12 protein-coding genes are annotated in these 13,504 nt (G+C 45.4%); 6 read left to right on the forward strand and 6 right to left on the reverse strand.

Translation table 11 applies throughout. The features are described from left to right. Positions 1–21 precede the first annotated feature (21 nt). A complete protein-coding gene (gene tatB, locus AB4875_RS00520) occupies positions 22–396 on the forward strand; it encodes a Sec-independent protein translocase protein TatB (RefSeq protein ID WP_368374072.1) in 375 nt (124 codons plus the stop codon). Further along, positions 393–1,136: a twin-arginine translocase subunit TatC gene (gene tatC / locus AB4875_RS00525; protein WP_368374073.1), complete on the forward strand. Its 744-nt coding sequence runs from the start codon at positions 393–395 to the stop codon at positions 1,134–1,136. Before tatB ends, tatC begins: the two co-directional genes overlap by 4 nt. Before the next feature lie 176 nt (positions 1,137–1,312). Here tatC and AB4875_RS00530 read toward each other — a convergent pair whose 3' ends face one another. The 3 genes from AB4875_RS00530 to AB4875_RS00540 all read right to left on the reverse strand — a co-directional run bounded on the left by AB4875_RS00530 (position 1,313) and on the right by AB4875_RS00540 (position 3,954). Next, on the reverse strand, positions 1,313–1,729 hold the full coding sequence (locus AB4875_RS00530; RefSeq protein ID WP_368374074.1) for an MAPEG family protein: 417 nt from the start codon (positions 1,727–1,729) through the stop codon (positions 1,313–1,315). A 139-nt stretch (positions 1,730–1,868) separates the two neighbouring features. Continuing rightward, a complete protein-coding gene (locus tag AB4875_RS00535; protein WP_368374075.1) occupies positions 1,869–2,756 on the reverse strand; it encodes a haloalkane dehalogenase in 888 nt (295 codons plus the stop codon). Positions 2,757–3,060: 304 nt separating this feature from the next. Beyond that, positions 3,061–3,954 carry a fatty acid desaturase family protein gene (locus AB4875_RS00540; protein WP_368374076.1) on the reverse strand — a complete coding sequence of 298 codons (894 nt, stop codon included), beginning with the start codon at positions 3,952–3,954 and terminating at the stop codon, positions 3,061–3,063. A 189-nt stretch (positions 3,955–4,143) separates the two neighbouring features. Here AB4875_RS00540 and AB4875_RS00545 point away from each other — a divergent pair, with 189 nt between their 5' ends. Further along, complete coding sequence (locus AB4875_RS00545; RefSeq protein WP_368374077.1) at positions 4,144–5,142, forward strand: AraC family transcriptional regulator ligand-binding domain-containing protein; 999 nt, start codon at positions 4,144–4,146, stop codon at positions 5,140–5,142. Between the two features lie 69 nt (positions 5,143–5,211). Here AB4875_RS00545 and AB4875_RS00550 read toward each other — a convergent pair whose 3' ends face one another. The 3 genes from AB4875_RS00550 to AB4875_RS00560 all read right to left on the reverse strand — a co-directional run bounded on the left by AB4875_RS00550 (position 5,212) and on the right by AB4875_RS00560 (position 9,575). After that, positions 5,212–5,541 (reverse strand): 2Fe-2S iron-sulfur cluster-binding family protein, encoded by a 330-nt coding sequence (locus tag AB4875_RS00550; protein WP_368374078.1) that lies wholly within the window; start codon positions 5,539–5,541, stop codon positions 5,212–5,214. Between the two features lie 31 nt (positions 5,542–5,572). Next, positions 5,573–6,475 carry a metal-dependent hydrolase gene (locus AB4875_RS00555; protein ID WP_368374079.1) on the reverse strand — a complete coding sequence of 301 codons (903 nt, stop codon included), beginning with the start codon at positions 6,473–6,475 and terminating at the stop codon, positions 5,573–5,575. A gap of 313 nt (positions 6,476–6,788) precedes the next feature. Beyond that, positions 6,789–9,575: a winged helix-turn-helix domain-containing protein gene (locus AB4875_RS00560; protein WP_368374080.1), complete on the reverse strand. Its 2,787-nt coding sequence runs from the start codon at positions 9,573–9,575 to the stop codon at positions 6,789–6,791. Between the two features lie 232 nt (positions 9,576–9,807). On the opposite strand from AB4875_RS00560, the gene AB4875_RS00565 reads away from it, so the two are divergent. Genes AB4875_RS00565 through AB4875_RS00575 form a run of 3 tightly spaced genes read left to right on the forward strand, consistent with a single transcriptional unit; the run spans position 9,808 to position 13,355 of the window. After that, positions 9,808–10,281 (forward strand): styrene oxide isomerase, encoded by a 474-nt coding sequence (locus AB4875_RS00565; protein ID WP_368374081.1) that lies wholly within the window; start codon positions 9,808–9,810, stop codon positions 10,279–10,281. A 58-nt stretch (positions 10,282–10,339) separates the two neighbouring features. Next, positions 10,340–11,791 carry a coniferyl aldehyde dehydrogenase gene (locus AB4875_RS00570; protein WP_368374082.1) on the forward strand — a complete coding sequence of 484 codons (1,452 nt, stop codon included), beginning with the start codon at positions 10,340–10,342 and terminating at the stop codon, positions 11,789–11,791. A gap of 7 nt (positions 11,792–11,798) precedes the next feature. Then, positions 11,799–13,355, forward strand: coding sequence for an AMP-binding protein (locus tag AB4875_RS00575; protein ID WP_368374083.1), 1,557 nt, complete (start codon positions 11,799–11,801; stop codon positions 13,353–13,355). Positions 13,356–13,504 lie beyond the last annotated feature (149 nt).

A 13,504-nucleotide genomic window follows, 5' to 3' on the forward strand; every position in this document is an offset into this window, starting at 1 on the left:
CACATTTGGAACTAATCAACCATGTTCGATATGAGCTTCCTTGAGCTAATAGTCATCGCCGTAGTCGGCTTGCTTGTTCTTGGCCCGGAGCGACTTCCAGGCGCTATTCGCACCGGATCGCTCTATATTGGCCGAATAAAGCGCACCGTCAACAAACTGCGCTATGAAATTGAACATGAAATTGGCGCAGGGGAAATACAGAGTACATTAAAGAATGAAGCAACAAACCAAATAGAGTCCGACATTGCAGAGCTAAAGAAAAACTTCCAGCATACTATTTCCTCAGTACAAGGCGATATAGCAAAGGACAGCACGCAAATCCTAGAGCAAACAGAAGCCGATACATGTATAGCTGAAAATCAGACTTCCACAAAAAATGACCCTCAATCATTATGACTTCAAATACCGCAGGCACTAGTAGTAGCTCTAATCTGACGAACCGCGTAACCGAGCTAAGAAACCGACTTCTACGTGTTTTGGCGGCAATGTTAATATCATCGCTGTGCTTAATACCATTTTCTGACGATATATATAGTCTTGTTGCCGGGCCGCTTCTGCAGTACCTACCAGAGGGAGGAAGTATGATCGCTACCGATGTGACATCCACTTTCATGGCACCCTTGAAGCTAGTACTTTGTGCAGCCTTCGCCCTATCTATGCCTGTCTTTCTGTTCCAGCTGTGGAGCTTTATCTCCCCAGGACTCTATCGTAATAAGAGACAACTTGGCATTACGCTATTAATATCAAGTGTGATCCTGTTTTATATTGGTATCGCCTTTGCGTTTTACGTGGTCTTTCCACTAGTATTTAGCTTTTTCAGTAGCGTCACACCTGACGGCGTATCCTACACGCCAGATATTTCACTATATCTAAATACCGTGCTGAAATTATTTCTCGCTTTTGGCCTAACCTTCGAAATCCCCATAGCTACCGTGCTTCTAGTAAGCAGTGGCATAACAAGCAGACAGGCATTAAGTGAAAAGCGCCCTTACGTCATTGTTGCCTGCTTTATCGTAGGAATGATTTTGACTCCCCCCGACATAATATCCCAAGCATTGCTTGCAGTTCCCATGCTAATACTATTTGAACTTGGTCTACTCTTTAGTTTTTTCATTACAAAAATAGAAACGCAATAATTCTAATTGCGCTTAATTCCAAGATAATATTCACGCTTAGGGGCGTGGGCTTAGATTAGCATTTAAAGTTCTGCCCAGAGATCGCGCCAAGCAAGCAAACGACATTTGCGGCCTTTGTATTTGCGCCCCGCACTATCTTCATCGGCATCAGCCTAAAAAGTCATTGGCTGATCTGCTTAAATAGCGGACGTAAGCGACAGCGACCACCATACCAACATTGCCACCTGCGCGAGGAACGCGGGGAAGCGCACCACGAAGATCATCAGGTGGTGAACGGAGATGATGTGCGAGACCGACTGTATTATACGAGCGCCGACATACGTCATTGCTAAACCATCAGTTACTGCTGATTGATCACTAACATTGGCAAGTAGAATAACACCAAAGAATAACGGCGCAGTTTCCAAACTATTGCTAAGTGCATCACAAACTCGCTTTAATAGCGGGCCATCTTGAGTTTCACCACCACGCGTCCAAGCATCTGCCTTGCGCTTAAAACTCATTACCATAAATCCGCGATAGGCAATAATAGTAAGTAGTAGCAGTAGTACCCAGCCAGTATAAGCGGCCATTGCGATTAGGGACGTTGTCATTTTATTATCTCCATTAGGAAGCTAAGTACATCAAGGTATTATTATCATTGTTCTAAAATATCGCTTCGGCGTGATAGCAAACTCCGAAGCATTCAAACATATCAGTTCATTCGATTTGAACGACCACTCATAAGCCTTTCTATAACTTCCGCATCCAATCGGCCAGGGCTTCGCCGATCTCATGTGGGGAATCTTCCTGAACAAAATGGAGACCCGAAACAGTTACTTCCGAGATATTAGGCCAAGATCTGACAAGATCCCTGACCGGACCAGCGAGAATTGCACCTGGCTCGACGTTCACGAAAAGCTTAGGAATATGCGTTTCCGATAGCCAAGCACTGTATGCAGTAACAATGTCTACTACGTCCTCTGGCTCGCCCTCAATCGGAAGTTGACGTGGCCATGTCAACGTCGGCCTGCGCGACTCCCCGGTCTCGGTAAACGGTCGACGATATTCCGTCATTTCGACGTCGGTTAATACTCTCAGTACTTGGCCTGGCAGAACCTTCTCAACAAACAGATTGTCCTCTAAAATTAATTGCTCTCCCTCAGAAGACCGGAATCTTTTGAAGATATCCTGCTCACTTTCGGGAAACAGATCCCAGCTGGGGATTGGCGCCACGATCGCCTCCATAAATGCGATACCTTTTACCGCGTCTTTATGAGTGTGCGCCCAATGAAATCCCAATCCAGATCCCCAGTCATGAATAACCAAGGTCACATTCTTATCTGCACCTATAGACTCCAGTAGAGCAAATAAATACTTGCGATGCTCCACATAGGTGTAGCTCTGAGGGCCACTATCATCAAGCTTTTCGGAATCACCCATGCCAATTAGGTCCGGTGCAATTAGGCGGCCAGCCCCCTCCAAGAAAGGCATAATATTTCGCCACAGATATGAGGAGGTAGGATTTCCATGAAGGAAAACAATTGGATCACCACTGCCATGTTCGACGTAGGCCATACGTTTTCCGTGAATAATTTTATACTTTTTTTCGTAAGGGTGTTTATCTGATAGAAGCGTCATTTTATATTTCCCAGCTAATTTCAAGTCGGACGTAGATTATCTAAAGTTCACCCCAATAAAATGGCGGATAGCTAGCACCTCGAAATCATACTTTATCAAGACGAATTACTATCTCACTACCGCTTTATTGAAACTCGTACGACACAGATAATCCTTCGCGCCATATTTAGAATCATATTCAGGCATAGCTTATGCGCTATCCCAGCCTGCATAAGCTATGCACAATGACTTCATATCGCATCTTATTACACTCACACTAATTCTTATTCTAGATAGCGACATCAAGCGTTTTCCGAATTTAATTTTAAGATTGTGGCACCTTTATAGGTTTTCTACTGAAGATACCGAGAATTGGCGTTCCATGGGCTCGGAGTATTGGTTCAATCTCGCGGTGAAGAGCATGGTAGCGATAGAACGGTACCCGTGGAAATAGGTGGTGGATGGAATGGATATTCTGCCCCAACCAAAACCATTCAAAAGGGCGCATCCAAGAGGGCATGATCAGGCTACTGGTATTCTGATAGCGTTTAGTATTGTCATAGGGGAAATGTGGTCGATAGGCAAACCAGTAGCTCACACACCACGCGCCAATAAAATAACCAAGGATCACAACGACAGAAATACCTGGCCGGTCAACAATTGCGATAATTAGACCGCGCCAACCAAGCGACACACACAACTCAGTTACGTAAAGGACACGATCTTTTAACTTAGCTGAGTGCCAATTGTTTTTTGCAAAAAAAGCATTCTGCGCGAAGAAAAACCACAGTACGGTTAACACAGCCCTTACAGGCCCCTTACCCATTCCACTTATACGAAAATCCGGATCTTTGTCTTCAACATTAGTGAAACGGTGATGCGTGAAGTGCTCATGTTTATGAGAGGCATAAGCGATACCAATTATTGGCGCGACAGCGTAGCCACAAAGTCCATTGAGCCATCGTAAGTGCGGTTTATTACCACCGATATTGCCATGCACGGCCTCATGTAAACTTGTATATGAAATATAGGTGAGTATGCCAATTAGAAGTGTGGCAAGCCAAACTGACATGTAGCCATAGGCGAAAAGTACTAAACAGGGAATAAAAAGACTACAAACTAAAAATGTAAGTACCAATGTCGGCCACGCAACTTTTCCCATATGTCCTATGGCCGCGGCAATCGCCTGCTTGTTTAAATCAGCTAATTCTTCCTGCATATTCATTCCCTTATCCAGATTGACAACTTGAATTATTTAACAGTACATTAGCGCTGAACAAATAAAAATAACACCGCAGATATGTCCTTTTACACAGCACTTACGGCCATATTCAATTGACGACCAAATCGAGCTATCTTAATGCTAGAAATAGAAAATACGCTTCGACCCGTCGCTTTCAGCAAGGTAATGATAAATTTCGCATCCGGGCATGGTGTCGATATAGAAACCTGCTTATGTGGTACCGATATTTCTGAGCATAAACTAAACGACGGCGGCGCACTTATTCGCCGCGAACAGGAAATGCGGCTTATTGAAAATCTAATACTTGCTCTTCCAAATGTGGCGGCGCTCGGCTTTAAAATTGGACTTTGCTATAACATAGCCACATTCGGAATTTGGGGATTCTCTCTACGAACTTGTAGAACATTAAGAGATGCTCTTCAAACTGCATTACGATTTTTGCCCTTAAGTACCGCGTACTGCGAGATCAACTCCTTCGAACAAGGTGACTATTTTGGTTTGCGCTTGAACCCTCAGTCGACTCCCACTCATCTCCGCCAATTTCTATTGGAGCGCGATATGGCGACCAGTATCGCCGTTATTAAAGAGCTTAGCCTGAATGAAATTCAAAATTTAAAAACCAACTTCACTGGGCCGCCTACCGCTGATACAAGCTATATCGAGTCGATCTGCGGCATCAAACCGAATTTCCGAAGCGCATACAACGCCATTCGTATACCTCTAAACTATGTTGATAGACCGCAGCCTACTTACGACGCCAAGCTGGCCCGCGCACTGGCGGATCAATGTGCTCGGCAGCTACGGCAACGTCAACCCGGCGGAATATCAGATCGAGTTCGGCAACAAGTTTTGGGTCCATTAGGACTAATGGCGTCACTAGACGATGTCGGTGCCGCACTTACAATCTCTAGCCGGACGCTACGGCGCAAATTAGATCGTGAAAATACCAGCTTTCGCATATTAGTTGAGGAAGAGCGCAAGCAAATGGCGTTTCAACTACTAATAGATAGCGATATGAAGATCGAGGAGTTGGCAGCACATTTAGGCTACACCGACACAAGTAGCTTCACTCGCGCTTTTAAACGCTGGAGCGACTGCTCACCAAGAGATTATAGGGACAACTCAAGCGCAGGCCAGGCTCCATCAGATTTCATCGTAGACTAGTTATTTAGTCGCTAAGTGCGATTCCAAAATCGCCTGCAACTGCCATCACATCATAGTAATTTTTTATTTTCACTCCACGACTTTTATTTTTATCCCGTCAAATTGTTTTGTGACAGCTATCTGGCATCCTAACCTTTGACCTGGATCCCCGTCGGCTGCGAATTCAAGCATATCCAGCTCCATTTCTTCGGGATTTTCAAGTAGGCCAGGAATACTCACATCAGCAAATATTCGACAGGTACCGCATGCACAAGATCCGCCACAGTCACCGTCAATGCCTACCACCATATTATTGGTGGCAACCACCATTAAACTTTCTCCAATTTTTGCAGTGGTCACTTTCTCAATACCGCTACTTTCTATGAACGTGATTGTTACGTCTCCAGCACTCGCTACCACTATATGTATTTCCTATATGTATGTTTTTATATTACTTTCCGAAATTCATTATTTCAGCCAGTCGCTGATGGTTTATCTCTAGAACGTCTGCGCCAGCGCGCTCAAATCGACGCCATGCGATTTGAATCGGATTTTGCTTGGTGGTGACCATAGGATGTCGCCGCGGATGATAGTCTTTTTTGAACACCGGCAAAGCGGATTTCAGAAACCGACTTAGCATTAGAAGACAAAACCCCACCTTTTTAACGGCAGTAAACGGATTTCTAGTCCAGCCTTCTACTTTTGCCATTATCCAATAGCTCTGAATGGTTTCTTTAGCAATATGGCTAAGTGCGAATAAAACCATCCACTTGCGATACCACTCGTGTTCGCCATACAAGTGCTGATAGACATCAAACGCCACAGCACCATGCTCAACTTCCTCAACTTGATGCCATATCCACAAAGCGGTCATTACGCCATCGCTGTCTTTAAACCACTTCTCATGATTATCAAGAACGATCATCCCCCCCAGGAACGTAAATGTTTCATATCCTGCAGTGAAGGCAAGCAAACGCTTCATGTCATCATTTTTAGCGTGCTTTGCGAAATAATCTTTAGCCTGCTTATCCTTACTAGCAATTTCAGGATATCGCTTTGACAGCCAACGATTGACGCTAATAAAATTCTTTGCATGATGACCTTCTTGGCCAATGATATGAGAAACGTCGCTCAGCAAGCCCTCATCGTTTATGAGCTTTTTAGCGCCGGATAGGGCTTTGATTAAATATCGCTCAAAGTAGGGCACGTGAACGCCAAGAGCATTGATGAACATGGAAAACTCTGGCTTAGTCTGACTCCACAGTGGGTCCTGGAACTGCACATTGTCCAAATTGAATTGAAGTGCTCTAACAGGAATCTCGTCCATTGGGTGAATCGAAGGAAGTGTGTTCATAGCTACTATCTCCAACTAATATATTGTTAGGATCACACACTCGCTCCTTGTCAGAGCCGATCTATAGGTTGGGTTTCGCAAGTTTTTTACTGGGAACCAGTTAAAAGGATGGCCCACCAGTATTGCGGGCATTTATTTTTTATGTATTTAAATCAAATCGTTAGGACAGGAAGATATCAGCGCCAATGGTATCAGCACGGTTAATGCCAAAGACTACTGGGTGGCGGATGGCACCAACGGGTAGTCGGCGGGAAGATTCTGCGTTTCACTCACGACCTTAGAACGGCACTTGCACGCCAGCAGGGCCTAGGATCTATATCAAACTTATTTTACGCGCATAAGCCGCAGCAGCTGTTCGACTTTTCACATCAATTTTTTGATAAATATTATGTAGATGCCACTTTACGGTCGCTATAGAAATCACCAGCTCGCCAGCTATTTCGCTATTCGCCATACCAGCTCCTATCAGCTTAAGTATGCTGATTTCTCTACCGGTGAGCTCATATCGCCCGGCAACATTGGCATTAGTAGGCTTAAGCTCAACGACTGACTCAGCAGCTTCGCCGCTTAATAGCAGGAGCAGTCGATTAACAAAGTTATTCTTAACTTTTAACTCGTTGCTATCTATACCCTGGTGATGCCTTGATTGAATTTCTTCCAGAATAGGCAAAAGCTGACGCCCAGACACTAAGATTGGATAAGCGTGGTCCTCCTGTGCGGCATCGTTGATGACCTTATCTAATTCCCGAACACCCTCTTTCTTTTGATTGTTGTTCCATAGCGCAACCGCCTTCATGGTTGCCAGAGCTCGCAGTAGCCGAACACGGCTATCATTTTTTATTCTTGTCGCATTGATAAGTCTTACAATGATCTTAAGAGCTTTTTCAGCTTGATTTTCAGCCAAGAGGACTCTTGCCAAGATCAGCTGTGTCGTGTCCTGAATCGCCGGAATTAACTCTGCAGACAAATCACTGGTATCAAAAGTAAAGAAATGCGTTCTCGTTACCGTTTCCTTAGCCTCAGCAACTTGGCCACTCCATATTTGAAGCTCGATCTCCTCAGCAACAAGCCCAAAATGTAAGCGCCCCTGATTAGTCGACAGCGCTATCTCTTGACCGTGATGCAAAACCTCCCAGGCTAAATTAAGTTGCCCCCCCCAGACCAATTTCCTAGCTTCATTTCTAATTGCAGCTAGCAGCGGCTCGACAGGACCATACAAGGATATAAAGGAGCGTCCCAGACCGGAGCTTTCAGCTGGAACATTAAAGTTACACTTCTGAACATTTATTTCCGAGCGTATAAAATCAGCCATAGCACATAGCGAGATATTATTGTCGCTTGCGGGGCCGGCTTTTTGGGAGGCTTTACTGGCGTTCTCTGAGGCAGCCCTCAACTTTCCCATTTCGACATTAGCTAGACCACCAAGAAACTCAGCCCAAACTGATCCATAGTTTGATCCAGACTTAATCGAGAATTTGTATGCTTCCGCGGCGTAGTGAGCACTCTGTACATATTCTCGCTGGCCAAGCATTGAGTAAGCCAAACAGTTATATATAGATGAAATATCAAATAGCTCGGTCTTTGGTATTGAATCTAGGATTTGCTTACATTTATCCGCACTTTTAATCAACTCATCAGAAGCGACTATCGCTATTACCTCGGTGGTCTTCGCCTGCCAGTAGCATGTTTCTATCGTAGCCTTATCTAAATCCCAAGCAAATAGAGTGGCGTCCTCTAAGCCAGCAAGCGCTTTGTGACAAAGTTCGATCGCTCGCTCAGGATCTCGACTAAACGTACATGACCACGCGTGATTTAATACTAACTGGGGCTGACTAGTGTGATACTTCTCCGGCAACCTCCGCATCCAATCCAATATCGTAGAGTGATCTCCTCGCAGCAAGGCAATATCTGGCGCCCTAGCGGTAATCAAGTCGGCGGCCTTGTCAAAATTGTTGGCCGTTAAATAATACTGGATTGATTCTGTTAATAAGTCTTGCGACTCCCACCACTGAGCAGCTCTAATACAAATTTCATTATACCGAAGGGGATTTTGTTTTTTTAACTCTGAACGAAGAAAATCCTCGAATAAATGGTGGTAGCGATACCATATTCCGTCGCGATCTTCAGGAACGACGAAAATATTGTTTTTATCCAGATACTCTATTATTTGATGCCCATTGTCTGCTTCGTTTATATGATCGCAAAGAACGGCGGAAAATCGAACGAGTGGCGATGAGGACAGTAAAAATGCTCGCACATCGGAAGGTAATTCACTAAGCACTGTTTGCAGGAGATATTCAGTCAAAGACTTGTCTTTGCCAGTGAACCCCTCTACAAAATCTGCCGCAGGCGTATTAGAGCTTGATATTGCCAACGCTGCCAACTGTACACCGGCCACCCAGCCCTCAGTTGAATGGTGCAGAACCTCTGCGGATTTAATTTCGCAAGGTATATTGTGCGCTTGATCCAAGTAACGCTGGATTTCAGTGGCCGTCAAATTTAGATCATTTTGGGTAATATCCGTAAGCATTCCGGAAATCTGACGCCGACTTAGATCCAAAGGCAGTCTATTTCGGCCGGCGATGACGACACACATGGTCGGCGGCGCATGCAATATCAAACGATTCCAAAATCGAATAATCTCTGGATTACTAATATACTGAAAGTCATCGATGAAAATCGTTATTTCTATGCCGATGGAAATTATTCTCGCTAAAAGCGTATCAAATAATGCACTGTAATCTCTGTTCGAGCTGTATTTAAGAAATGCCAGCTCACGCTCTGCACTTTTAATATCGAGACCGTAGGTACAAGCTATAAAGTACTTTGAGAAAATAGCCGACTCATTATCATCAACATCCAAACTTAGCCAGCAACAATGCCGCCCACTGCTTAGCGCGCCATTATATAGTTCTGCCATCAAGGTACTTTTCCCCGACCCTGCGGGAGCAATAAGGGTAAGCAAGCGCGTCGCGGCAGCCTCAGCCTCAACACGCCGGGTTAAAGACTCTCTCGCAAACGCTTGGGCCCGCAGATACGGCGGCTTTAACTTTGTTTCCAGTATTTGAAATTGGCTAAATATTGATCGAGCGGTGTCCACTGCCGGAGAATCCTTATTATTATTTTCAGGTATTTAAATCTGTCGAAAGGCATGACAATAAAACTATTTGAGATATTTATAACTGTCAATACCAACACTTTGATTGGGTTCACAACACCCACAATTAGGTAGCATATCGCTGTTAAAGCGAAATTCAGTATGTAACAAAAACCTTACTATGCATGAATTTACGCTCGAGCGCCTCCTAACAATAATATGTGGATCAATAACCATGCAGAGTTACTACTCTAACAAGCTAATCCGCCAAGGATTTTTCGGCATCTTAGTCTCCCTAGTATCGGGATTCATTCTTATTTTCTCTATGATTGGCGGCGCTTCACTCAGTCCAATCCCGCTGCTTATCGAATTCGACGTGCCTGGCACCGCCGCCGGCTGGCGTGGAGTACATATAGGCATGATGATGAACGGCATAATGGCGATAAGCTTTGGGGCCGCTATGCGAGCCTTTTATCTTAATGACACCCAGGCTTTCCGTGTATTCCTGGGTACAGTAATCGCCGTTTGGGGTAACTTCATGTTCTATTTATTTGGCATGTTTGCACCCAATCACGGACTCACTCTAGAGGCGAATGCCATGGGTGAAGCCAGCCTAGCCGGGGCCTTCGCATTTTTTCCCGCTCTTGTGGGAGCTATCACGCTGTTTTATGCGGTGATATCGATGCTTAGGGCAGAATCGCTAGATTAATTTCACCATTGCACAGAATCGATGAGATACCGGATTACGGTCTTATAAGGGAGGAATTATGAGTATTAGTCAAGCACACGATTTAGTTCGCGAGCTACCATCCAACGCTAATTTCAATGCTATTTTTGAAAATCAAAAAGCCGCCTTTGAAAGCAATAAATTTCCATCTCTGACACAGAGACGGCAGCACCTGAAGGCACTTAAGAATCTGCTAACAGACAATAGTGATCTTATTATCACTGCATTATGTAAGGATTTTGGCAATAGATGTACCGAGGAGACTCGCCTCTCTGAAATCAGCAATAGCATTAACAATATCGACTATGCCAGTCATAAGCTAAGTACTTGGATGCGGCCTCACAAACGAGGCACTGGAATTTGGTTTTTACCCGGAGAGAATCAAATAGTGCCACAGCCACGAGGCGTAGTTGGCATTATTGTACCGTGGAACTACCCTATTAATATCGCGGTATCCGGCCTGGCATCTGCCATAGCCGCGGGAAACCGGTGCATGGTGAAAATGTCGGAGTGCACCCCGGCAACAGAGAAATTACTTCGCGAACTTATTGCCAGTAAGTTTAGCCCCGACCATATTTCAATAGAAGGCGGTGAAGCCGACGCCGCGGCTACTTTTTCGGCGCTGCCATTCGACCACTTAATGTTTACCGGCTCCACCCGCGTTGGCCATTTTGTGATGGCGGCCGCCGCAAAGAACCTAACACCCGTCACCCTTGAACTTGGCGGCAAGAGCCCCGTTATTGTTGACGAAAAATACCCGATTGACGAAGTTGCAAAACGCGTACTTTGGGGAAAGACCTACAATGCTGGTCAAACCTGTATAGCACCGGACTATGCCCTTCTACCGACAGGAAGTACTGAAAATTTTATCGTGTGGATTTCCCGCCACTTTCGGGCGCATTTCCCAAATGGGGTGGCGTCCAATGACTACACCTCAATTATCAACAAGGCACATTACGACAGGCTAACAGCCCTAGTAAACGATGCCGAGGCCGATGGCGCTCGGATCGTCAGGCTAGAAGAGCCTAGCCCTGAACACGTAAAAAATCGTAAATTTCCGCTGACACTGGTTATTAATCCCTCACCTGGCAGCCGGGTAATGAAGGAGGAGATTTTTGGCCCAGTATTACCAGTTTTAGAGACTAAGTCAGTGAATGACGCAATCAATTTTGTCAACGCAAGAGCCAGACCGCTCGCCCTGTATTTATTCTCGAACTCAAACCGTTTGCAAGACGAAGTGCTTAAATCCACCCATGCAGGTGGCGTCACTATTAACGACGTTTTGATGCAATATTTGCAGGCCGCGCAACCCTTCGGCGGTATTGGTAGCAGTGGCTTTGGGTCTTATCACGGCAAAGAAGGCTTTTTGACTTTCTCGCATATGAAGCCGGTGTTTAAGCAGCGTGGTATAGGACGATTTACTGGGGTCAAATTACTTTACCCTCCCTACGGCAATATTGGTCGACGCCTTATTTCCCTAATGGGGGGTTAGTACTACGATGCAAATACATCCATTTTCAGCTATTGACTACCAATGTGATTCCGCACCGGAAAGCATTGCTATTATTGACGATAACAACGCATACACCTTCGCAACATTGCGCCGGAATGCCTGGCAAGCAGTAAATGGTTTCAAGGCTCTAGGTCTGAGCTCTGAAGATCGCATTTCACTGGTATGTAAAAATCGCTATGAAGTTCTCGTACTGCTTACTGCCGCCCTACTGGGCGGCCCCGTTATCGTCCCTATCAACCGGAGACTTAGCCAATCAGAGCTTATCTGGATAATCGGTGACGCCAAATCTCAATGCCTCATTATGGACGTGGAAACGGCGGCTACACTAGGCGACATTAACCTTAGTCAGCACTTTATTCTCAAGGACAAGGGCAATACAAAAGACTTAGCAAAACATGAACACTGTTTTTCCGATTGGCTTGAGCAACAGTCATCCGTGCCGGCTGCGATTAGCTTTGCTGCCGATCGCGGCTATTTACAAGTCTACACCTCTGGCACCAGCGGCTTCCCAAAGGGGGTCGTGTTAACGCAGGGCAACTGTGTATCTCAGCTAGTGGCAGTAACACTTACCCTCGACGTTTCGATCTTAGCCGGCGAAAGCATGTATCAAGCTTTACCACTTTTCCATGTTGGTGGAATCTTCGTTTCACTAATGTGCTTGAGCAGAGGCGCCACGCTTCAACTGCGAAGTGAGTTCAACCCCGAAACGACACGCCAGCTATTGAGTTCTGGACAAGTAGAGCACGCGGCTCTAGTACCGGCAATGATTCAAGCTTGTACGACGCTGGAGTCTGCTAGCGACACTCACTACCCTAAATTAAAGTCTATCTTTTACGGTGCGTCACCAATATCCGAGTCTGCACTGCGTGCAGCATACCGACACTTCGGCTGCAATTTCGTACAGATTTACGGTATGACAGAAACCCACAGTGTTATTTCCATACTTGGCGCTAGAGATCACAGAGCAATCTTCAGCTCAGAGGACTCGCCGTTAATAGGATCAGCAGGCAGACCAATAATCGGAACCGCAATCAAGTTGACAGACATCGATGGCAATACCGTTACTAAAGGTGGCGCGGGAGAAATTTGCGTTCAATCTGACCTAGTCATGAAAGAGTATTGGAATAATCCTAGCGGTACTCAGGAAGCCATCCAAAATGACTTTCTACTTACTGGCGATGTCGGCCGAATCGGTGATAGCGGGCATCTCTTCGTTGTCGATAGACTAAAAGATATTATCGTTTCTGGCGGCGAGAATATTTCGTCACTGGAAATTGAATCAGTGCTTATGCAACACCCAGCCATCGCAGATGTAGCCGTCATTGGATCACCCGATGAAAAATGGGGCGAAATTGTGGTCGCCGTTATCGTCGCCAATAGTGCCGTCGATACAAGCGAAATTGGGGACTTCTCCAGAAAGTATCTCTCTGGATTTAAACTCCCCAAGAAGATCCTATTTACCGATACTATTCCACGCAATGCCGGTGGAAAGATACTTAAGAAACAACTACGAAAAATGTATGCGGAGCCTAGTCTGGGTTGACTATCTGTTATAAACACCCAGAAGCACCCCATCCCTTGAATATGGCTGATGCGGCGCTTCTAATATTTACTCCCGCTGGTCTGGCAACGCTAAAAATATAAGAGTGGGTCGCCGCCACACACTCACAGACAATTACTATTTTATTACTT

Source organism: Zhongshania sp. R06B22, from assembly GCF_040892595.1.
Lineage (GTDB): Bacteria > Pseudomonadota > Gammaproteobacteria > Pseudomonadales > Spongiibacteraceae > Spongiibacter > Spongiibacter arctica.

Coding starts and splice junctions, on each gene's coding strand:
- AB4875_RS00545 (WP_368374077.1), top strand. CDS start 4,144: ATGATAAATTTCGCATCCGGGCATGGTGTCGATATAGAAACCTGCTTA.
- tatB (WP_368374072.1), top strand. CDS start 22: ATGTTCGATATGAGCTTCCTTGAGCTAATAGTCATCGCCGTAGTCGGC.
- tatC (WP_368374073.1), top strand. CDS start 393: ATGACTTCAAATACCGCAGGCACTAGTAGTAGCTCTAATCTGACGAAC.
- AB4875_RS00565 (WP_368374081.1), top strand. CDS start 9,808: ATGCAGAGTTACTACTCTAACAAGCTAATCCGCCAAGGATTTTTCGGC.
- AB4875_RS00555 (WP_368374079.1), bottom strand. CDS start 6,475: ATGAACACACTTCCTTCGATTCACCCAATGGACGAGATTCCTGTTAGA.
- AB4875_RS00540 (WP_368374076.1), bottom strand. CDS start 3,954: ATGCAGGAAGAATTAGCTGATTTAAACAAGCAGGCGATTGCCGCGGCC.
- AB4875_RS00530 (WP_368374074.1), bottom strand. CDS start 1,729: ATGACAACGTCCCTAATCGCAATGGCCGCTTATACTGGCTGGGTACTA.
- AB4875_RS00575 (WP_368374083.1), top strand. CDS start 11,799: ATGCAAATACATCCATTTTCAGCTATTGACTACCAATGTGATTCCGCA.
- AB4875_RS00570 (WP_368374082.1), top strand. CDS start 10,340: ATGAGTATTAGTCAAGCACACGATTTAGTTCGCGAGCTACCATCCAAC.
- AB4875_RS00535 (WP_368374075.1), bottom strand. CDS start 2,756: ATGACGCTTCTATCAGATAAACACCCTTACGAAAAAAAGTATAAAATT.